At 74.1% G+C, this 21,198-nt stretch carries 16 protein-coding genes and 1 pseudogene; 10 read left to right on the plus strand and 7 right to left on the minus strand.

Going from position 1 to position 21,198, the window contains the following annotated elements; all coding sequences use genetic code 11:
• Positions 1–136 precede the first annotated feature (136 nt).
• Positions 137–1,483, minus strand: coding sequence for an ABC transporter substrate-binding protein (locus ACU6P3_RS30390; RefSeq protein WP_447195019.1), 1,347 nt, complete (start codon positions 1,481–1,483; stop codon positions 137–139).
• A 279-nt stretch (positions 1,484–1,762) separates the two neighbouring features.
• A complete protein-coding gene (locus ACU6P3_RS30395; protein ID WP_447195020.1) occupies positions 1,763–3,049 on the minus strand; it encodes a substrate-binding domain-containing protein in 1,287 nt (428 codons plus the stop codon).
• A 271-nt stretch (positions 3,050–3,320) separates the two neighbouring features.
• On the opposite strand from ACU6P3_RS30395, the gene ACU6P3_RS30400 reads away from it, so the two are divergent.
• Complete coding sequence (locus tag ACU6P3_RS30400) at positions 3,321–4,244, plus strand: AEC family transporter (RefSeq protein ID WP_447195021.1); 924 nt, start codon at positions 3,321–3,323, stop codon at positions 4,242–4,244.
• A gap of 62 nt (positions 4,245–4,306) precedes the next feature.
• On the opposite strand, the gene ACU6P3_RS30405 is transcribed toward ACU6P3_RS30400, so the two are convergent.
• A complete protein-coding gene (locus tag ACU6P3_RS30405; protein WP_447195022.1) occupies positions 4,307–6,670 on the minus strand; it encodes a zinc-dependent metalloprotease in 2,364 nt (787 codons plus the stop codon).
• 213 nt (positions 6,671–6,883) lie between these two features.
• Complete coding sequence (locus ACU6P3_RS30410) at positions 6,884–7,723, minus strand: GntR family transcriptional regulator (protein ID WP_447195023.1); 840 nt, start codon at positions 7,721–7,723, stop codon at positions 6,884–6,886.
• 394 nt (positions 7,724–8,117) lie between these two features.
• Between ACU6P3_RS30410 and ACU6P3_RS30415 the strand changes: the two genes are divergently transcribed.
• The 8 genes and pseudogenes from ACU6P3_RS30415 (at position 8,118) to ACU6P3_RS30450 (ending at position 16,591) form a co-directional block, all read left to right on the plus strand.
• On the plus strand, positions 8,118–9,365 hold the full coding sequence (locus ACU6P3_RS30415; RefSeq protein WP_447195024.1) for a peroxidase-related enzyme: 1,248 nt from the start codon (positions 8,118–8,120) through the stop codon (positions 9,363–9,365).
• Positions 9,366–9,455: 90 nt separating this feature from the next.
• Complete coding sequence (locus ACU6P3_RS30420; RefSeq protein WP_447195025.1) at positions 9,456–10,541, plus strand: ABC transporter substrate-binding protein; 1,086 nt, start codon at positions 9,456–9,458, stop codon at positions 10,539–10,541.
• Positions 10,542–10,620: 79 nt separating this feature from the next.
• Positions 10,621–11,085 (plus strand): annotated as a pseudogene (locus ACU6P3_RS30425) (ABC transporter ATP-binding protein); the annotation flags it as partial.
• Positions 11,086–11,445: 360 nt separating this feature from the next.
• Positions 11,446–11,709 carry a TOBE domain-containing protein gene (locus ACU6P3_RS30430; RefSeq protein WP_425574251.1) on the plus strand — a complete coding sequence of 88 codons (264 nt, stop codon included), beginning with the start codon at positions 11,446–11,448 and terminating at the stop codon, positions 11,707–11,709.
• Entirely contained in the window at positions 11,709–12,740 is a 1,032-nt protein-coding gene (locus ACU6P3_RS30435; protein ID WP_447195026.1) for an ABC transporter permease, read from the plus strand. The genes ACU6P3_RS30430 and ACU6P3_RS30435 overlap by 1 nt, the downstream gene beginning before the upstream one ends.
• Positions 12,737–13,537 carry an ABC transporter permease gene (locus ACU6P3_RS30440; RefSeq protein WP_447195027.1) on the plus strand — a complete coding sequence of 267 codons (801 nt, stop codon included), beginning with the start codon at positions 12,737–12,739 and terminating at the stop codon, positions 13,535–13,537. Before ACU6P3_RS30435 ends, ACU6P3_RS30440 begins: the two co-directional genes overlap by 4 nt.
• A 112-nt stretch (positions 13,538–13,649) precedes the next feature.
• On the plus strand, positions 13,650–14,690 hold the full coding sequence (locus tag ACU6P3_RS30445) for a dipeptidase (RefSeq protein WP_447195028.1): 1,041 nt from the start codon (positions 13,650–13,652) through the stop codon (positions 14,688–14,690).
• 11 nt (positions 14,691–14,701) lie between these two features.
• Positions 14,702–16,591, plus strand: coding sequence for an FAD/NAD(P)-binding protein (locus tag ACU6P3_RS30450; protein WP_447195029.1), 1,890 nt, complete (start codon positions 14,702–14,704; stop codon positions 16,589–16,591).
• A 130-nt stretch (positions 16,592–16,721) separates the two neighbouring features.
• On the opposite strand, the gene ACU6P3_RS30455 is transcribed toward ACU6P3_RS30450, so the two are convergent.
• Positions 16,722–17,228, minus strand: a complete 507-nt coding sequence (locus ACU6P3_RS30455) for a MarR family winged helix-turn-helix transcriptional regulator (protein WP_344285510.1) — start codon at positions 17,226–17,228, stop codon at positions 16,722–16,724.
• Entirely contained in the window at positions 17,201–19,213 is a 2,013-nt protein-coding gene (locus ACU6P3_RS30460) for an FUSC family protein (RefSeq protein ID WP_447195030.1), read from the minus strand. Before ACU6P3_RS30460 ends, ACU6P3_RS30455 begins: the two co-directional genes overlap by 28 nt.
• 158 nt (positions 19,214–19,371) lie before the next feature.
• Here ACU6P3_RS30460 and ACU6P3_RS30465 point away from each other — a divergent pair, with 158 nt between their 5' ends.
• On the plus strand, positions 19,372–19,839 hold the full coding sequence (locus ACU6P3_RS30465) for an SPW repeat protein (RefSeq protein ID WP_447195031.1): 468 nt from the start codon (positions 19,372–19,374) through the stop codon (positions 19,837–19,839).
• A gap of 63 nt (positions 19,840–19,902) precedes the next feature.
• Here ACU6P3_RS30465 and ACU6P3_RS30470 read toward each other — a convergent pair whose 3' ends face one another.
• The gene (locus ACU6P3_RS30470; RefSeq protein ID WP_447195032.1) at positions 19,903–20,859 is read right to left on the minus strand and encodes a TauD/TfdA dioxygenase family protein; all 957 of its coding nucleotides are present in this window, start codon (positions 20,857–20,859) and stop codon (positions 19,903–19,905) included.
• Between the last annotated feature and the right edge of the window lie 339 nt (positions 20,860–21,198).

A 21,198-nucleotide genomic window follows, 5' to 3' on the forward strand; every position in this document is an offset into this window, starting at 1 on the left:
GTCTCCGGGGGCGTGGTCGTGTCCTCGGAGGCGGGGAGAGGGCCGGCCAGAGGCCTGCTCACGGGTTGGCTCATGGGGAGTCACCTGCCTTTCGGCTGCGGGGGACGCGGGGACGGCGAGGAGCGGGCGGCGCGGCTCATGTGCTGTGCTCCGTGGTGGCGAGGCCCAGAGCCTTGAGGTCGGGCATGGTGCCCTTCTGCGCCTCGCGCACCGCGTCGAGCAGTGAGCCCCGGCCGCCGCTCGCCCGTGCGAAGTTGTCCTGCATGACCTTCTGGGTGGCGCTGCTGCGCGGCCCCCAGATCCAGCCGTCCCGTACCTTGTGCGCCTCCTGCTCGAAGAGCGTGTAGATGTCCTGGCCGCCGTAGTACGACCGGTCGAACGCCTCCCGGCCGATGTCGACGAGCCCCGGCGCGGCCGGGTACTGGCTGCTGGCGCCGCTGGAGAGCCGGGCCCGCAGCGCGTCCGGGTGCGAGACCTGCCATTCGATGAACTCCATGGCCGCCTCCGGGTGCTTGCTGTCCTTGGTGACGGCGAAGGTGGAGCCACCGTGCGTGCCGACGGCGGGCCGGGCGGGGTCCCACTGGGGGAGCGGCGCGATCGACCACTGGCCCTTCTGCCCGGGGCGCGCGTTCATCTGGGCTCCCGCGTCCCAGGCACCGCTGAGCCGGGTGAGGACGACCCCGTTCGCGATCTGAGCGTCGGCCTGCGTGCTTTCCACGGCGTTCATGTGGACCAGGCCCCGGTCGACCAGCCTCTGCCAGTACGCCGCGACCTTGCGGGTGGGCGCGTCGGCGAGCGAGACGTTCCAGGCGCCGCCCGCGGTGTCGAACCACTGCGCGCCCGCCTGCCAGGAGTACGCGGCGAACTGGGTGAAGCCGTCCGTCGGGAAGAGGGCCAGCCGTCGGCCCGAGCCCTCGCGCCGGACGGTCTCCGCCGTCTCCTCGAACTCCTCCCAGGTGCGGGGCACATCGAGTCCGTACCGCCGGAAGAGGTCCTTGCGGTAGTGCATCACCATCGGCTCGATGTCCAGCGGCACGCTGAACACCCGCTTCTCGAACGTGGTCAGCCCGAGCGCCTGCGGCAGCAGCCCGGCGCGCAGCCGGTCGCTCAGCAGTCCGGTGATGTCCCGGGCGACGCCGTCGATGGCGTAGGCCGGGACCTGCGGGTATTCGATGGTGGCGACGTCCGGCGCGTTGCCCGCGCGGGCGGCGTTGCTGAGCTTGACGTAACCGCCCTGGGTACCCGAGGGGACCTGCTGGAAGTCGACCTGCACCCGGTCATGCGTCTCGTTGAACGCGTCCACCACTTCCTGGCTGCCCCGCAGGGCCGACCAGAAGGTGATGTGGGTGGCTTTTCGGCTGGTTGTGCTGGTCTTGCTGGTGCTGCTCGACCCCCCGCCCCCGCTGCAGGCGCTGAGCGCTCCTGCCAGCGGTAGCGCGGCGATCGTGGCCAGCACGGATCGACGGCTCTGTCGACCAGGCATGGGCGCCTCCCGCGGCTCCGGTTCGAGACACGGGAATCCTGATCGGCTGATCGGATGCGGTCAATAGATCGCTCAGAAGAAAATTAAAACGGTCAAACGCTCATCTTTGGGCGGGAGTTGTCCCTGCCGGCGGCGGGATCGGCGGCATGTCGACGGCAGGGCGTCACGGCCCTGTCCGGGATATCGGAAGGTGCTGGTCAGGCAGCCGGCGGAGAGCGGCGCGGAGTGCGCCTCCGCGCCGCTCTCCGTCTTCTGCGCCGCGTGTGCCGCGTGTGCCGCTCACGGGGCGTGTGCGGCTTCCGCGGTAGCGGTCCGGGGTGCCCGGGCGGCTTCTTCCGCCTCCGGATCTCCCGCCTCCGTCACCCCTGCTTCGGGGCACACCGCCGGACCCGTCGATCCCCGCACCTTCAGCTCCGGCAGCAGCTCGATCCGGCGCACCGGGCCCGGCGCGCCGGCCGGCCGGGCGAGCCGGTGCAGCAGCAGTTCCGCCGCCGCCCGGCCGATCTCCGCCTTCGGCGGTGAGACGGCCGTCAGCGGAGGACTGCCGAGTCCCGCGATCACATCGTCGTAGGCCACCACCGAGCAGTCGCGCGGCACCCGCACCCCGGCCTCCGCGAGCCGCTGCACCAGCATCAGCGCGTCCACGTCGCCGTGCATCACCGCGCCCGTCGCGCCGCGCTCGCGCAGCAGCGCGGCCAGGTCGAGCGGTGTGCGGTCGTGCGCGGCGCGGGAGGTCCTGGCCGCCGTCGACGCGCCCCCCTCCGCGGGCCCCGCCGCCTCGGGCCCCGGGCCCGGGACCGCGTCCGGCGAACTCAGCACCACCGACCAGTCGGACACCTCCGGCCGGGCCGCGGCGATCTCCGCGAAGGCCGTGCGGACCCGGCGCGCCGTGGGGCTGTCGTCACGGGCGGCCAGCACGATACGGCGGTGGCCGAGCGCGATCAGATGGTCGATCGCGAGGTGGATGCCGTACCAGTGGTCGGAGGAGACCGAGTCCAGCGCGTGCAGCCCGCTCCCGGCCGGCGGCCGGCGCTCCATCAGTACGGTGGGCACCCCGACCTCGGCCAGCCAGCGGTAGTCCGCCTCCTCGGTGAGCGCGCTGCGCCAGCGCGGCGCGATCAGCAGCCCCCGCGCCCCGGCCGTCAGCGCGGCCTCCACCAGGGGGCGTTCGGCCCCGACGGTCTGCGGCGCGATGTGCAGGGCGATCCGCGTCCCGGACTCCTCCAGCACGGTCCGGGCGCCGTGCAGCGTCTCGTACAGGTACGAGTGCCGTTCCGGCACCACCACCGCGACCGTGGCGCCCTCCGGCGACCACTGCCCGGGCCCCGCCGCGGACCCGGCCCCCGACCGGTCCGCGGCGGGGCCCGGGGCCTCGACGGGCCGCACCGGCCGGGCCACGCCGTGCCCGCGCCGCAGTCTCCCGGCCCGGGCCAGCTCCTCGACGTCCCGTCTGATGGTGACCACCGAGACCTCCAGCTCGGCGGCCAGCGCGCTCACCTTGACCGCGCCGCGCGACTCCACTACCGCGAGGATCCGCTGACGCCTCAGCTCGACCGGCTCCCGCATGCCCAGCCCCCTTGCTCCGCCCGGTCGCCGCGCCGGGACCGGACCGCTCCGTCACGCACCCGCGGCGTGTTGTTTCGTTTGACTGTTTGGTTGAGCGTTTCGGTCGGCAGCATAGCGATCGTTCGCCGGACGGCGGCCCTCCCAGGTCTCGCTACACGAGACCGCGTTGACTCCGAGTGATGTTCCTCGGGATGGTTGGCTGCATGATCCATGTATCTCCACCGCGGCCGGGGGCCGTTCCGTCGAGTGATCCGAGCGACCGGGACGTGCGGTGCGGGGAGTTCTGACCGGGTTCGCGGTCATCGCGGTCGTCATCGGCGTCGGCTATGTGATCGGCCGGCGCAAGTACCTCGGCGACAACGGGCGCGAGGTCCTCACCAAACTCGCCTTCCACGTCGCCTCGCCCGCCCTGCTGTTCACCACTCTGGCGCGGGCCGATCTGTCGGTGATCCTCTCCAGCCGGCTGCTGATCACGGCGATCACCACGGTCCTCGCCGCCGGGGCCTTCGTGGCCGTCGCCGCGATCCGCCGCTGGGGGGTGGGCGCCGGCACCATCGGCGCGCTGTGCTCCAGCTACGTCAACTCGGGCAACCTGGGCATTCCGATCGCCGTGTACGTGCTCGGCGACGCCTCGCTGGTGGCACCGGTCCTGCTGTTCCAGCAGATCGTGGTCACGCCGATCGCGCTGACGGTGCTCGACCTCACCGGCCCGGACGAGCGGAAACGGCCCATGTGGCAGATGCTCCTCACACCGCTGCGCAACCCGGTGGCGGTCGGATCCCTGAGCGGGGTCGCCGTGGCGGCGACGGGCTGGACGGTACCGGGGCCGGTCATGGACCCGCTCATCCTCATCGGCAACATGTCCGTGCCCGCCGTACTGCTGGCCTTCGGCATATCCCTGCGCGGCAGCGCCCTGCCGGGCCGGGGCGCCGACCGGTATCCGGTCCTGCTGTCCGCGGGGATCAAGGCGGCGGGCCAGCCCGCGGCGGCGTGGCTGCTGGGCGCCTGGGCCTTCGGCCTGCACGGCGCGGCGCTGCTGGACGTCGTGGTGACCTCCGCCCTGCCCGCCGCGCAGAACCTCTACACCTACGCCTCGCGCTACCGCGTCGCCGAGCGGCTGGCCCGGGAGTCGATCCTGCTGTCCACCCTGCTGTCGGTGCCCGCCCTCGTGGTGATCGCGGTGCTGCTCGGCTGAGGGGTCCTCGCACCGTGCCCGTCGGGGGCGCGCGTCCTGGCACCGCGCCTCGCCGGCGGGTCTCAGAGTGGGGCGCCCGGCGGGATCCGGGGCCCGGGGCCGGTCCGTGGCGCGTCGTCTCCCGCGAGGAAGCCGTCGATCGCCCGCGCCGCCGCGCGCTCCGCCTCGTCGCCGCCGCGCAGGTCCTCGGCCAGCCGGCCGAGCCGGTCACCGACCCGGGCCCGTACCGTCGCGTGCGGGCCGTCCCCGCGCAGCAGGCCGAACGTGGCGCGCAGCACCACCCAGCCCGCCGTCTCCTGCACGGCGGCGCCGCCCGGCAGGTGCGCGGGTACGGGATCGGGCCTGCGCCAGGTGGCGGTCAGCAGCGCCTCCACCACGTCCGCCGGGCCCGGCACGGCGGGGTCGGCGGCGTGCTGCCAGGCCAGCCGGTTGAGGAGGGCCGGCTCCAGCAGCTCCCCGGTGACCAGGGCGGCCGTCGCCTCCACCGCGGCGAACGGGTCGAAGACCCGTCCCGCCCGCGTGTCGAAGTACTCGGTGCTCCGGCCGTACCGGATACCCGGCGGAGTGAGCACGGCCAGGACGTTCTCCGGCAGCGCGAGGTGTTCCGCGCGCAGCAGCCCGGCCAGCCGCGCCAGCGCCCGGGCCTGCGTCCGGGCCGCGACGGGCACGGTCCCCGTGCCCTCCTCGCCCGCGAGGCCGTACCCGTACCGGACACCGCCGACCAGCCGGGCGACGGCCGAGAGCTGGGAGCGGTGGTAGAGCTGGAGCAGCGCCGCGCGCTCCTCCAGCTCTCCGGTCTGCCGGTCCGGCGGGAGCACGGCGCGCGAGAAACCCGCCAGCGCCACCCGCCGTACGTCCAGCGCCTCGTCCAGCGCGGCGAAGACGTCGGGGCCGGGGGCGGTCCAGACGACCGCGTCGGCGTGGGCCGCGCCAGGGCCGCGCGCGTCCTCGTCGCTCACGTAGATCAGTCCCCGCGCGGCGGCCCGGTCGCGCAGCCGGGCCAGGGCGGTCTCCTCGTCCTCGCCGGGGAAACGGCCGTACGCGTGCGCGACCAGGAAGTGGTCCCACGGGCCCAGGCCGTGCGCGTACGCCCGGGAGGAGTCGAGCGTGCCGTCGGGAGCGACCGTCACACGGGGGTGCGGGTAGTCCATCACCGAGGGGTGCGGGTGGTGGCTGCCCGCGAAGTTGTGCATGAAGCCGAGCGCGTGGCCGATCTCGTGCGCCGCGAGCTGGCGCATCCGGCTCAGCACCAGTGCCTCGACGGCGGCCAGGCGCTCGCGCTCGTCCTCCTGCCCGTACGGCGCGTACAGCGCCTCGGCGAGCGCGGTCACCTGCTCGACCCGCTGGGAGCCGAGCCGGACGCGGCCGCAGACGATCTCCCCGGTGCGCGGGTCCGTCAGCCCCTGCCCGTGCGACCAGCCACGGCCGTCCCGGTGCACCCAGCGCACGGAATTGACGCCGAGGTCGTTGTCGTCGAGCCCTTCCGGGGCCACCTCGACCCGGAAGGCGTCGTGGAACCCGGCCCGCTCGAAGGCGTCCGCCCACCAGTTGCCGCCCTCCACGACGGCGGTCCGTATCGGCTCCGGGATCGCGGGGTCGACATGGAAGACGACCGGCCGGCGGACGGGCCCGGCCGGGGCGTCCGGATCGACGGGCTCCAGCCGGAAGCGCGGCTGGAGCCCGACCCGGCGGCCGGACCGCGCGTCGTTGCCGTGGTCGTCGTGGCCGATGCCGTATCCGCCGGACGCGGGGTGGTAGCGGCGGGTCGGCAGGGGCGGGTCGGGCAGCGGGACGAGGTGCAGCTGCTGGACCACGGTGAGGGAGTGCGGCGCGGGCGTCACGGCCTCGACCGCGGCGCCCGGCGCGGCCTCGCGCGGGAGCCGGAAGGTGAGCAGGGCGGGCAGCCGGGCCCCGCCGGGGTCGGTCCGTGCCTCGTCGGCGAGCGGGAAGGAGGCGCCGGGGTCGAGCGCGTACGCCCCCTGCCGATGCTCGCGGAGCTGGTCGGCGACCCCGTGGAAGTCGGTGAGGGCGAGGCCGGACGCGTCGACGACCACGCCGCCGTCCCGTTCCCCGAGCACCGGCGCGCTCCAGACGACGGACTGGGCGAAGGACTCCTCACCGGCCCGTACGGCGGCGGTGCCACCGCTCGCCAGGTGGTGCTTGTTGCGCAGGACGAGGACGACGCGCCCGGCGATCCGGCGGAACTCCGCGACCTTCACCTTGCCCGCCTTGCCCCGGTCCAGGCCGAGCGTGCTGGAGCCGGCTCCGTGCGAGAGGGAAGCCATCAGCAGGAACGGTTCGCCGAAGCGCCGGACACCGAGGAGGAGCCGTCCGTCGTCGGCGCCGGGGCCGCCCGGGAGGTCGAGGAATCCGGTGGCCGTCGTCCCGGGCGTCCGGTCCACGGGCAGGTCGCTGACGTCGCTCACACGGGGCTCGTCTCTCTTGAGGGGCGCGATCCTCGAAACGGAGAAGCAGATGCTACGTCCGGGGCCATGACGGCGAACAGGCGGGGGGCGCGGGCCCGGGCCGAGGTCCGGGCCCGGTGGCCCGGCCGGCCGGGCGGGAGCCGGACACGGGCCGGGTGCCCTCGGCCGGGTGCCCGCGCGCCGGCCGGCGTACGAGGCGAGGCGCCCGCCGTCTCAGGCGCGGGCGTCCGCCGGCTCCGCCGGGATCTCGTACGCCAGGCGGAACCGCTCGCCCGGCACGACCAGGTCCGCCGTCTCCAGCGGTCGCGTCCCCGCGTAGTACGTGCGCTCGATGGCCGCCACGGGCGCGCCCGGTGCCAGGTCGAGGACGTCCGCCTCCGCCCGGGTGGCGGTGCGCGCGGTCACGGTCTCCGTCGAGCGGGTGATCCGGAATCCGATGTACGACATCCGTGCCACGACGCTGCTGCCGGCCATGGGACCCGCGCCGGGCAGCGAGACCGGGGTGCCGCCGGTGATGCCGAGCGGCTCCCAGCTGACACAGAACATCGCGGGCCTGCCGTCCCGGGTGATCAGGTACTCGCTGCGGATCACCGGCTCCGCGGCGGCCAGCCCCAGTCGCCGGGCGATCTCCTCCGGGGCCTCGCCGGTGGTGGAGCGGGGCGTGCCGCGCACCGTACGGCCGTCGTCCACCGGGCCATCGGCGTCGTCCTCGAGGCCGACGGTGCCGGTGTCCGCTTCGGTACCGGTGCCCGCGCCGTTGTCCGCTCCGCCGCCCGTGACCGCGAGCCGGCCCTGGAGCCGCTCCTGGGTCCACGAGCGGGCCATCGTCCGCGACGAGGACCGTTCCCGTACGAACACCCCGCGCCCCATCCGGCCCTTGACCAGGCCTTCCGTGGCCAGCGCACGGATCGCGGCGGCGGCGACATTGCCGCCGACGCCATAGGAACGGGCCAGTTCGGCGCGCGAGGGGAGCGGATCGCCCGGCGTGAACTCGCCGTCCCCGATCCGGCGACGGAGGTCCTCCGCCACCGTCCGATAGGCCGCGACCGCCATAGACGTCTCACTCTCTGGACAGTGTCTTGCTATGTGAGAAATTTTTCGATGCCCCGGTCATGAGACAAGGGCCCGAAACGGATCTTCCGAGTGGCTTGCCGGGTCACTTGATGCAACAGGCCCGGCCGATTCTCCGCTTTCCCACGCAGTCTGCCATGTCCACGGTCGCACCTGTTGCATCAGGTGGTGGTCCGCACCGGCGCCTCACGACCTCACGGAAACGCCATGAGCAGCGTTTATTCCCGCTCCGGGGCCTTTGCGCCAAGCCCTTCGCCGCAGTTAGCTTTCACCTCCGAACAGCACGGCACGCCGCCGGGGAAACAGGCCGTCTTACCAGGCGGACACCGGATGGACACACGTGGCGGCATGGACCCGCAGGGGAGGAGGACCGGGCATGGCGGACAGCACTGGGCAGCGCGCCGGACTGAGCGAGCACACGGCCGAGGCGCGCCGGGTCCTGCTCACGCCCGAGGACCCCGGCACGCTCCCGGCCGAGCTCCGGATCGCGGCCGCCGCGCGCGCCGCCGAGCGGACCGGCCAGCCCCGCCTCGCCGCACGGTACCGGGCCCTGATACCCGGGGCCGTCGCGCCCGAGGCCGTCTCGGGGCCGCACCTGACGGCCGCGGTGCTCCACTTCACCGACAGCGTCACGGTCGCGCCCGCCGATGTGCGTCCCGACGCTCTGCGCGAGCTGACCGCGCGCGGTCTGGACGTTCCCGCCGTCGTCGCCCTCGCGCAGATCTGCGCGTTCGTCTCCTACGAGGCCCGGGTCGTCTCCGGGCTCTCCCTGCTGGCGGGCGGTCCCGCGGTCGAGCCCACCGCCGTCCCCGGCCCCGCGCCCACCGCCCCGAAGGCGCCGGACGGCGACCGGTTCACCCTGGCGCGGCTGACCTGGCGGCCCCGCGTCCCGGCGGTCGCCGCCGACGCGCTCACGCCCGGTCAGCAGGCCGTCGTCGACGCGCACGCCACGCTGTCCACGACGTCCCCGTACTACCGGACGCTGCTGCACGACCCGGCCGCACTCGACCACCGCACCCACGTCTACAACGCGATCATGTACGGGCGCGGCGGCCTGCCCCGCGCCGAGCGCGAACTGGCGACTCTGCTGGTCTCCCGTGCGAACGGTTGCGTCTACTGCGCCTCCGTGCACGGCCGGAAATACGGTCAGCTCTCCCGCGACGAGGCCGCCGCCCGGCGGGTCCTGCGGGCGGGCGGCGACGCGCTCGCCCCGGACGCCCGAGGACTGGCCATCGCCCGGTTCGCGGCGGCCCAGACCCACACCCCGCCCAGGGGCGGCGCCGAGGACGTGGCCGCCCTGCGCGCGGCCGGTCTGACCGACGCCGAGCTCACCGACCTGGTGCACGCCGTCGCCCTCTTCGGCTGGGCCAACCGCCTGATGCTGGTCCTCGGCGACGCGCACCCCGCCGATGCGGCGCACCCCGCCGATGCGGCGCACCCCGCCGATGCGGCGCGGGCCGACGTGGCGGCGCGTCCCGCCGTCGTACCGGCCGCCACGGGCACGGCCTCGGCCGCCGGAGCGGCGGAGCCCGCCGCCACGGCGGCCCCCGGGACCCCGCGCGACGGCGCACGGGAGTCCTGTAGCAGGACGTCGGACCGGTCCCGCCCGGCCGACGGGCGGTAACCCTCCCGTCCCGCCGGGGCCCGCGGTCCGACGTCGCCCCGCGCCCTTCCCCCCGCCCTTCCCCGTCACCCCGCCCGACCGGAGACCGCGATGCCTTCCCTCCGTCCTGCTCTCACCTCCGCCGCCGTACTGTCGGCCACCGCGCTGCTGGCGACCGCCTGCTCCTCCACCGCCACCTCGCCGTCCGGCTCATCCGGCGGCGGGGGCAAGCAGACCGTCACCTTCATGGGCTTCTACGGCACCTTCCAGGACACCTTCACCAAGACGGTGATCGAGCCGTTCGAGAAGGCCAACCCCGACATCGAGGTCAAGTACGTACCGATCCAGAACTCCTCCGAGGTGCTGGCCAAGCTGCGCGCGAGCAAGAGCCGGCCGGTCGCCGACGTCGCCCTGATGGACAGCTCCGTGGCGCCCACGGCCAACAAGGAGAAGCTGTTCGCCCAGCTCGACGCGGAGAAGGTGCCCAACCTCGACCGCCTCGTCGACACCGCCAGGAGCAGGACCGGCCACGGGCCCGCGCTCACCTTCGACAGCCTGTCGATCCTCTACAACTCCGAGAAGGTCAAGAAGGCGCCCACCAGCTGGAACGACCTCTGGGACGCGCGGTACAAGGGCAAGCTCGCGATGCCCATCGCGGACACGCGCGGCGTCGCGCTCATCGTCGCCCTGGAGAAGATCCTGGGTGCCGACTACAAGCAGGACATCGACCCGGCGATCGACAAGCTCAAGCAGCTCTCGCCCGCCGTCCAGACCTGGCAGCCCTCGCCCGACGTCTACACCGCGATCCAGTCCGGTGACGCCGACATCGCCGTCGGATGGAACGCCCGGGGGCAGTACTACAAGAACACCTCCGACGGTGTCGTGCAGCCGGTCCTCCCCAAGGAGGGCACGGTCACCCAGGTCAACACCATCAACCTGGTCAACAACTCGCGGCACACGGCCGCCGCGGAGAAGTTCATCGACTACGCCATCGGCGCGAAGGCGCAGAAGGCGTTCGACGACGAGGCGTACTACGCGCCCGTCAACAAGGACGTCACGCTCAGCCCCGACGCGAAGGAGCGCACCACCGCCTCCGCCGAGCAGCAGAAGAACCAGATCCCGGTGGACTGGAACTGGCTGACCACCCGCTACACCGCCTGGGTCGACCGCATCAAGCAGGAGGTCATCGGTGGCTGACGCCCCGGCCCGCACCCCGTCGGCGCCCGCCGCGCCGGCGGGGGACACCCCGTCCCCCGAGGGCCCCGCCGCGCACCTGGTGCTGGACGGACTGGTCAAGACCTACCCGGGCAAGGACGGCGCCGCCGTGCGCGGGGTCGACCTCGCCGTGGAGCGCGGCCGGATGCTCGCCGTCCTCGGCCCCTCCGGCTGCGGCAAGTCCACCACGCTGCGCATGATCGCCGGCCTGGTGGAGCCCACGGCGGGCCGCGTCCGGGTCGGCGGCCGCGACATCACCGACGCACCCGTGCACCGCCGTGACATGGGCGTGGTCTTCCAGTCGTACGCGCTCTTCCCGCACCTGGACGTGGCGCGCAACGTGGCCTTCGGGCTCGAGATGCGCAAGACCCCCAAGGCGATCCTCAAGCGCAAGGTGGCCGAGGCGCTGGAGCTCGTACGGCTCGGCCACCTCGCCGACCGCCGGATCGCCCAGCTCTCCGGCGGCCAGCAGCAGCGTGTCGCGCTGGCCCGCGCGCTGGTCGTGGAGCCCGCCGTGCTCCTGCTCGACGAACCACTGTCCAACCTGGACGCACAGCTGCGCGCCGCGATGCGCGACGAGATCTGCCGGATCCAGCGCGAGACCGGTGTGACCACCGTGTTCGTCACGCACGACCAGCAGGAGGCGCTGTCCATGGCCGACCGCGTCGCCGTGATGAACCACGGCCGGATCGAGCAGACCGGCTCGCCCGAGGACATCTACGAGCGGCCCGCCCGCTCCTTCGTCGCCCGCTTCGTGGGCCGGGCCAACCTGCTCCCCGGCACGGCCGACGGACGGGACGGCGACCGCACCCTGGTCGCGCTGGACGGCCTCGGCCGGGTCCCGGCGGCCGGTGATCCGGTGGCGCGGGGCGGCACGGCCACGGTCATGCTGCGCCCGCACCGGATCGCGCTGTCCCCCGCCGCCGGCGGCACGGGAGCGGTGCGCGGCACGGTGCTCTCCGCCGGGTACGCGGGCGAGACCGTGGCGTACCGGGTGCGCGTCGGGGACGACGGTCCGCTCCTGGACGTCGAGCGGCCCACCGGCACCCAGGAGCCCTTCGGCCCGGGCGCCGAGGTGGAGCTGACCTGGGACCGTGCGGCGCCCCGGCTGGTGTCGGACGAGGACGGCGACTCGGAGGGAAGCCGCTGATGACGGCAGACTCCCCGGACCCGGCCCACGCGCGGACCCCACCGGGCCCTCCCGCGTCCGCGGGTACGCCGGAATCCCCCGGGCGCGCGGCGACACCCGGAAGCGGTGGCGCCCCGCACCCCTCCGCGACCGGGCCCGCCCCGGCCGGCACCCGGCGCCGCTCGCCCGGCCGCGTCGCGTTCGCGCTGCTCCTGCCCGGGCTGCTCGCCCTGCTGCTGACCTACGCGCTGCCCCTGGTCTGGGTCCTGCGCATGTCGCTCAACGAGGCCGAGGACGGCGGTGTCATCCGGCAGACACTCTCCGTCGCCACCTTCACCGACGTCCTCGGCAGTTCCCACTACTGGAACGTCATCGGACAGACGCTCGAGCTCGGGGCCCTCGTCACCCTCTGCACGCTCGTCGTCTCCTACCCCGTGGCCCTGTTCCTGGCCCGTACGACCAGCCGGTGGCGCAGCCTGCTCGTCGCGCTCGCCGTCGCGCCGCTGCTGATCTCCTCCGTCGCCCGCACCTTCGGCTGGATGGCGATCCTCGGCACCCAGGGCGTGGTCAACAAGACCCTGGACGGCCTGGGGCTGATAGACACCCCGCTGCACCTCGCCAACAACCTCACCGGTGTCGTCATCGCCTCGACGGAGATCTACATGCCGTTCGCCATCCTCGCGATGATCAGCGGGTTCGGCCGGCTCGACCCGGCGCTGGAACACGCCGCCGCCGCCCTGGGCGCACCCCGGCGCACGGTGTTCCGGCGGATCGTGCTGCCGCTCACCCTGCCCGGTGTCCTCACCGCCGCGCTGCTGGTGTTCGTACTCAGCCTCAGCGGCTACGTCACCCCCCGGCTCATCGGCGGCGGACGGGTCTTCGTGCTCGCCACCGAGATCTACGACGAGGCCGTCACCGCACTCAACTGGCCGGTGGCCGCCGTCCTCTCCGTCCTGCTGCTCGCCCTCTTCGGCGTGGTCATCTCGCTCTACCTGTGGGCCCAGAAAGCCCTCGAAGCGCGTTTCACCGGACCGGGGGAGGCACGGTCATGAACGTCAGCCGCCTGTCCCGGGCCGCCCGGTCCGTCGTCCTGACGGTCCTGTACCTGTTCCTCCTCGCGCCGATCATCATCGTGCTCGTGGAGTCCTTCGACAACGCGACGTACCTGCGCTTCCCGCCCGAGGGATTCACCCTCGACGCCTACCGGCAGGTCTTCGCGAACGAGGCCTTCCGCGAGGGCTTCCAGGTCAGCGGCGTCACCGCCGCGGCGACCGCGCTGCTGGCGGTCCTCACGGGCGTACCGGCCGCGCTCGCGCTGACCCGGCTGCGCTTCCGCGGCCGGAGCGCCATCGAGGCGGCCTTCCTCTCGCCGCTGCTGGTGCCGCACATCGTGCTCGGCCTGGCGCTGCTGCTGATCCTCGCCCCGATCCCGCTCACCGACACCTACTGGGGGCTGATCCTGGCCCACCTGGGCGTGACCGTGCCGTACGTCGTACGGACCGTCTCCGCGTCCCTGGTGTCCGCCGACCCGCGCGCCGAGGAGGCGGCACGCACCCTCGGCGCGGGCGGGTTCACCACCTTCTGGCGGATCACCCTGCCGGCCATCAGACCCGGACTCTTCTCGGGCGGCATCATCGCCTTCCTGCTGTCCTTCGACGAGACCGTCATCTCCCTGTTCGTCTCCGGCCAGAACACCGTGCCGCTTCCGGTGGCGGTCCTCCAGTACGTCGAGTACCGCAGCGACCCGTCCGTGGCCTCCCTCTCCGTCCTGCTCGTGCTCCTGTCCGTCGTGGTCGTCGTCCTCGTCGAACGCGGCCTCGGCCTGCGCCGCACCCTGCGGTCCGGCTGAGCGTCCCCGCCCGCGCCCCGGCCGGTCCCGGGCCGCCCGGCCGCCCGGCCGGATCGAGGCGCTGTCCGGCCGCCCCCGCTTTCCCGCCCCACCCGTTCCAAGGAGATCCACCGTGTCCGTCACCTCGGCACAGCCCCTCGACGCCGCCCGGCTGCACCGCGACAACATCGTCTTCAACGCGCTCGACTGCACCCCGCTGGTCTGGTCGGACGAGACGTACCTGGGCAAGCTCGCCGCCTCCGGGGTCACGGCGATCAACCACGCGGTGTCCATCTCGCAGGACTTCGACGCCGCCGCGGCGGGCATCGTCGGCTGGCAGCGCCGGCTGCGGGAGACCGGCGGCCGGATCTTCCAGGCGTACGGTCTGGACGACGTCGTCCGTGCCAAGGCCGAGGGCCGGGTCGCCTGGTTCGCCGGGTTCGAGGACAGCAAGCCGGTGGGCGAGGACCTGTGGCGGCTGGAGGCCCTGCACCGGATGGGCCTGCGCTTCATGGGGCTCACGTACCAGAACCGCAACTACGCCGGTGACGGCAGTGGAGAGGTCGCCAACGGCGGACTCAGCCGCTTCGGCCGCGCCCTGGTCAAGGAGAGCAACCGGCTCGGGGTCGCCCTCGACCTGTCGCACACCGGCGAGCGCTCCACCCTGGAGACGATCGAGGTCTCCGAGAAGCCCGTGCTCGTCACCCACGCCGGCCTGACCCACTTCGTGGACAGTCCGCGCAACAAGAGCGATGTCGTCGTCCGCGAACTGGCCGCGCGCGGCGGGGTGTTCGGGCTCGCCGCCAAGTCCGGCTTCCTCAGCCCCGAGGGCCTGACCCGGCGCCCGGGCGCCGAGGTGTTCGCCGACAACATCGACCACCTGGTCGAACTCGTCGGCATCGACCACGTCATCGTGGGCACGGACGTCGGCGACGAGCGCAAGTACACCCGCGAGGGCATGGCCCGGGTCCGCCGCCTCTACCCCGAGATCCCCATGGCGGGCGAGGACCTGGACCTGGAGCGGATGCACCCGGTCGGCATGGGCACCCCCGCGGACCTCCCGCGCATCACCGAACTGCTGGTCGGCCGCGGTTACACCGCCGACGACATCGCCAAGGTCCTCAGCGGCAACCTCCGGCGTGTCCTGGCGGAGATCTGGGACACCGAGGCGTGACGCCGGGACGGGTGAGCGTCGCGGTCGTCGGGGCGGGGCCGCGCGGCAGCGCCGTACTGGAACGCCTCACGGCGAACCTCGGCCCCGGCGGCCCCTGGGCCGCCCTCCCCGCCGACCTGCACGTGGTGGACGAGCACCCGCCCGGCGCCGGCCGGGTCTGGTCCCCGGGGCAGCCGGAACACCTGCTGATGAACACGCTCGCCGGGCACGCCACCGCCTTCCCCGACGACACCGTGGCCATGGCCGGTCCCGCGACCACCGGGCCCACTTTCCTCCAGTGGGTCCGCGCGCACGAGCCCGGTGATCCCGGCGCCCCCGCGTTGGAGGAATGGCACCACCCGAGCCGTGCGCGGATGGGCCGTTACCTGACGTGGGCCCACCAGGAGGTCGTACGCTCCGCGCCGCCGTCCGTCCGCGTCGTCCACCACGCGACACGGGCCGTCGCCCTGGAGGAGGTGCCCGGCCGGCGACTGCGGCTGCGCCTGGCGGACGGCGGCTCACTGGTCGTCGACGCGGTCGTGCTCGCCACCGGACACACCGACCGGGAACCCGGGCCCGAGGAACGCGACCTCACCGCGGCGGCGAAGCGCCACGGGCTCGTCCACGTCCCGCCCGGCCACCCGCACGAAGCCGCGCTCGACCTGCTGCCGCCCGGGGAGCCCGTACTCGTCCGCGGCCTGGCGCTCAACTTCTTCGACCAGCTGGCGCTGCTCACCGCCGGGCGCGGCGGTCGCTTCGAACCGGTGGGACCCGCGGGGGCCTCCGGCGCCCTGCGCTACCTGCCCTCGGGCCGCGAGCCCAGGATCCTCGCCGGATCGGGCCGGGGCGTGCCGTACCTGGCCAAGCCCGAGGAGCCGGGACGGCTGCCGGCCGGCCACACTCCGCGCTTCTTCGACGCCGCGGCGACCGCGGAACTGATGGCCCGTGAGCCGGGCTCGGTCGGCTTCCTGGCCGACGTCTGGCCACTGATCGCCAAGGAGGCGGGCGCCGCCTGGTACCGGCTCCTGCTCCGGCTGCGTCCCGAGGCCTGCCGGCTGCCGGCCGGTGACTTCCTGGACCGGTACGCGGCCGTGGACCACGGCTCCGAGGCATGGGCGGACCTGCTGGCCGAGGCGTTCGAGGACCCGGCCGACCGCTTCGACCTCATCGACCTGGACCAGCCGCTGGCGGGCCGGACGTTCCCCGGCCGCGCGGCCTTCGGCGAGTGGATGCGCGAGCGGCTGCGCGCGGACCTGCGCGAGGCCCGCGCGCCCGGGACAAGCCCGCTCAAGGCCGCCGCGGCGGCGGTCGCCGCGGTGAAGGGGCAGGTACGACGGGTCGTCGCCGCGGGCGTGCTGACCGGCGGCTCCGTCCCCGAACTGGCCTGGTTCCGGGCCTTCGGCGCCCATGTCTCCAGTGGGCCGCCCGCGAGCCGCGTCGCCGAGCTGATCGCCCTGCACGACGCGGGCGTGGTCGAGTTCACCGGCGCGCGCCCCACCCTCACCGTCGACACCCGGTCCCGCCGGTTCTCCGTCACCTCCCCGACGGTGGACGGCCCCCCTGCGACGGCCCGCGCCCTGCTGGACGCCTGGCTGCCGGGTACCGACCTCGCCCGCACCGCCGATCCGCTGCTGCGCGGCCTGCTCGCCTCGGGCCTGGCCCGTCCGCACCTGGCGGGCACGGGGGACGGGAGGCGGGCGTCGGGCGCGCTGGACGTGGACCCGGTGGAGCTGACCGTGCGTGACGCCACGGGCCGGCCGCATCCGCACCTGTTCGCGGTCGGCATCCCGATCGAGGGCGTGCAGTGGAACACGGCGATCGGAGCGCGGGCCCGTGCGAACGCCGAGCTGTTCCGCCAGGCGGACACGGTCGCCCGCGGGGCCCTGACGGCGGCGGCCCCGGGCGCGCGGGAGGATGCCTGACCACGGGCGGGGGCCGGCCGGCCTGACCGTCCGGCCCGTGCCCCACGACGCCCACGGCCTCGGGGCGCGGCGCGCCCCGCGCCACGACGCGCGCCACGACGCGCGCCGTGCCCCACGCCCGGACACCGGTTCAGTCCAGCAGGCTGCCCAGACGTCCTTCCAACAGGACCAGCAACTCGCCGAGGGACTCCGCGAGCCGCTCCTCGTTCCGGGCGCCGAGCCCCTCCAGCAGCGCCGCCTCGTAACCCAACTGCTCAGGCAGCAGCCGGTCGAGCAGCGCCACTCCCTCGTCGGTCAGGGACAGATGGGACACCCGCCGGTCGCGGCCGTCCGGCCGGCGCGCGATCAGCCCCCGGCTCTCCAACTGCCGCAGCCGCTTGGTCACGGCCGCCCCGGAAGCGAACGTCTCGCGGGCGATCCGACCCGGCGTCAGCTCCCGGTCCGTCCTGCGCAGCGTGCCCAGGATGTCGAACTCGGGGCGGGTCAGTCCCGCGCGGCGCAGCGGGGCGTCGGCGGCCTGCTGGAGCAGGGCGGAACAGCGGTTGAGCCGCCCGATCACCGCCATGGGCGCCGTGTCCAGCTCGGGCAGCACCCGCTGCCACTGCCGGATCACCCCGGCGACGATGTCCTCGGCCACGCCTGCCCTCCTTCGTCGGTCCGGCCGATTCTGCCCGCCGCGGTCGTCGGCGGGCACACGGGGGCCGGTGCGGCCGTGGAGTGCCGGACGAGGAGAGCCAGGGCGTGGTGCCCGGAACGCTCGGCCTCGGTCACCCGTTCCGTCGGCAGGGCGCGTTGCCACCACTCGCCCGAGGCCACCTCGAAGGCCTCCCGCAGTTCGGTCAGGGCCGACGCCAGCCGGGCCCGGGCCCGGGCCGTGGCCGTACCGTCCGGCTCCTCGTCGAGCGCGCGTCGCGCGGCGTGTTGCGCCGCCGCCACCTGTGCCAGCGCGTCCTCGATCCGGTCCGCGGCACGCTGGTTGGTGACCACCACACAGCACGCCAGACCCGCCGCCGCGCCCACGAGCGTGTCGATCAGCCGGTCGGAGATCAGAGTACGGGCCGGGAGCGCGCCGCCGAACTCCGTCAGCAGCAGCGCCATGGGGGTGACGCACACCGATCCCAGCCAGTAGTTGCGGGTGATGAGCGCCTCCGCCCCGATCTGGAGGGCCAGTGCGAGCAGCACCATGGCCAGGTGGCCGGTGCGGACCAGCGGCAGCAGCGCGAAGAACAGGCCCAGGCCGAGGACGTTGCCGAGGATGCGCTGTACGGCCCGCTGCCAGGAGAGCGTGGTGTTTGCCTGGTAGACGGAGGCGGCCGTGACCACGGCCCAGTAGGGGTGCCCGACCCCGGCGGCCAGGGACACCCAGCCCGCCAGCGCGCAGCCGGCCGCGACACGGGCACCGGACGGCAGCAGCGGGGAGCCGGGACGCAGCCGGGCCAGGACGGCCCGCGGCCCCCGCTGTCCGTCCGGCGCGGGGCGGCGCGGCCTCCGGCGGAGGGCGGGGCGACGGTCCGGGGCTCGGTCCGCCCCGGCGCCGGGCGCCGGTGTGTTCCGCTCGGCGGCGACCCCGACGAGTTCGCGGTCCTCGGCGGCCGTGAGGCCGACGACCGGCAGCGGCCCGCCGCCCCGGAGCGCCCGGGCCAGTTCCGCGCACCGGTCCGCTTCCCTGGCGGGCCCAGGGGTACGGTCCGTTCCCGGCACCGCGAACGGGCCCGGCTCCGGCGCGGCGAGCGACGACTCCGCGTGCACGAGGAGCCGTTCGAGCCCGGTGCGGACCGGGTCGGGCCGTGTCCGGGAGCCGGCGCCGTCCGCCCGGGGGGCGGGCCCGGCGGAGTCCGGCGCGGGCCCGGGTTCCGGCACCAGGCGCAGTGTGTGCCAGGCGGCGCTCACCGCCGCGGCCACCGCCCGGCGGGCCGCGGGCACACCCGCTTCGTCGTCCCCTGCCGCCGGGGGCCGCGGCGCCCGCTCCCGCGCCCGCCACAGCGCGGCCGCCGCCTCCAACGCCCGGGCGACCGCCGTGCGTTCGGGGCCGTGCGGCCGGACCAGACCGGGCGCCATGCAGATCAGCCACGCGACCGCCCCGCCGCCGAGGGCGAGCACGACATGGAACGGTACGTCCGCCGTGCGCTGCGGCACGAAGAACGCCGAGGACGCGATGAAGGTGAGGATCAGATTCCCCGGCGGGCCGATCCGGGTCGCGTCGCACGCCATCTTGTGGACGGCGGCCAGCAGCGCGGCGAGCGGGACGAGCAGGGCGGGCGAGCCGATGAGCGAACCCGCCGTGAGCGCGGCGCCGAGGCTCACGGTCATTCCCAGGACCACCCCCGCCAGCGTCCGGGCGCGGGCCGCGTAGGGCAGGCCGTGCGCGTACAGGGCGCACATCGCGCCGGCCGAGGTGTACAGGATCAGGTCCAGCCGCCCGAGGGCCAGCAGGGTCAGGTCGGGCACGGCCAGGGCCGCCGCCGCGCTCAGGGCGGTCTTGCGCCAGAGGTCGACGGGGCGCCGTAGCCGAACGGTGCTCCGGACGGGGAGCGGCCGCGCCCGTACCGGCCGGGCGGCCCCCGCCGACGCGCCGGCCGCCTCCGTGCGCGCTCGAACGGCGCTTCCGCTGTGCTTGCCCATACATGAACGTTAGCATGTGTTTTACAAGTAAAAGATACATCGGGATCCTCTTTCGGCTCGGCTACACAAAACCGGGTAAAGCGCGCAAACTGGTCTAGGCGCGGCTCGATGCCGCGCAGCACGGCTCAGACTTGCGGAGATGTGAGGAGGCGAGTCGCATGGCCGACGTCTCACCCTCGAGGGGGGACCTGTCCGGTCATCCCGATGTCCAGGAGATGCGGGTGCGCTACGCCCGTGTGCTCGGAGGACGCGACGTGGCACTCGTGGACGGGCCGGTGTTCCTCGTCGGCCTGTACTGTGCGGTGTCGCCCTGGATCCTCCACTTCACCCTCAATCAGCCGGCCCTCGCGGTGCACAACCTGATCATGGGCGTCGCGATCGTCGTCATGGCCCTCGGCTTCACCGCCAATCCCTCCCGGATGTACGGGCTGAGCTGGGCCATGTGCGCCATGGGCATCTGGCTGATCATCGCTCCGTGGATCGTCGGCACCGGCCCCGACGCGGGAGTGATCGCCAACAACGCCGTCATCGGCGGACTGACCTGTCTGCTCGGTCTGGTGTGTGCGGCGGCGGCGATGAGAAGCGGCCGGAAGGACCGCAGGGAGGGGATGGCCGGGCGGATGTGACCGGGCGGAGGCGGGCCCACGGCGTCGCGGGACCGCCTCCCCCCCGGAGCCGGGGCCGACCGCTCAGAACGGCCGGTCGCCCGCGATGGCCACGCGCTCCGCCACCCGGCGGTGCGGCGCGTAGTCGTTCACCGCGTAGTGCTGGGTGGCGCGGTTGTCCCAGAACGCGACGTCCCCCGCCTGCCAGCGGAAACGCACCTGGAACTCGGGCACGTGCGCCTGCTGGAACAGCAGCCGCAGCAGCCGGTCGCTCTCCTCGCGTCCGATTCCCACGATCCGGGTGGTGAACGAGGTGTTCACGAACAGCATCCGTCGGCCCGTCTCCGGGTGACGCCGCACCACCGGGTGTTCGACGGGCGGGAACACCTCCTGGAACTCGGCCAGCCGGGCCGCGTCCATGAACCGGGCGAAGCCCGGGAGGAAGTCGTGGACCGCGCGGGCGCCGTCGATACGGTCCTTCACCTCGGGCGCCAGATTGTCGTACGCGGCGGCCATGTCGGCCCACATGGTGTCGCCACCGACCGGCGGCACCTCGCGCAGTTGCAGAACGGCACCCAGAGCGGGCCGCTCCCGGAACGTGACGTCGGTGTGCCAGACATTTTCGAACGTCGGTACCGCTGTACGGTCGAATCGGACCACATCCGGTGAGTCGCCGCTGGTCAGCAGCGGATTCGTCTCCAGCTCGCCCCAGTTGCCGGCGAAGGCACGCTGGGCGTCTGAGGACAGGTGCTGCCCCCGGAAGAAGAGCACCTTCCACTCCAGCAGGGCGCGGTTCAGTTCCCCGCGCACGGCGGGGTCGAGCGACCCGGACAGATCCAGGCCACGGATCTCCGCACCGATGAGCCGGCCCTGCGGGACCACCTCGAAACGCTCGTACGGCCGTTCCTCCCAGCCCTCGGGCACCCGGCGCAGCTCCCGCGGGCCCTCGTACAGGCCGTCGGCGGGGATGCGGTGTTCCCGCAGTCCTCGCAGGGCGGGAGCCGGGGCGGCCACGGTGGTGGGTTCGGCGGCGATGGTCACGACGTTTCTCCTCTGGATACGAACCGGCGGGGGAGACGGCGGTCCGCCCGGCGACCTGGGGCGGAACCACTCTGGGGGCCGCCTGCGGGAAGCGCGGGAGGGGTCGAGCGCCGGGATGCGGAACCGGTCGGGAGGACTCCTCGCCACGTCAGCGGCGGCGCTGGTCAGCGACAGGAAGGCGCCGGGGGAGAACCCACCCGGCCGCGGCGGCGCAGAGCGCTCTCGCCACGGGGCACGCACGCGCCGCGGGCGCCGCTGTGACGCGGCTCCTCTGTGCGGCGGTTCGAGTACGGACCCATGGCGCGCACCGTACCCGAAAAGCGCCGGTGCGCGCGCCCC

It is taken from the genome of Streptomyces hebeiensis (assembly GCF_052983195.1).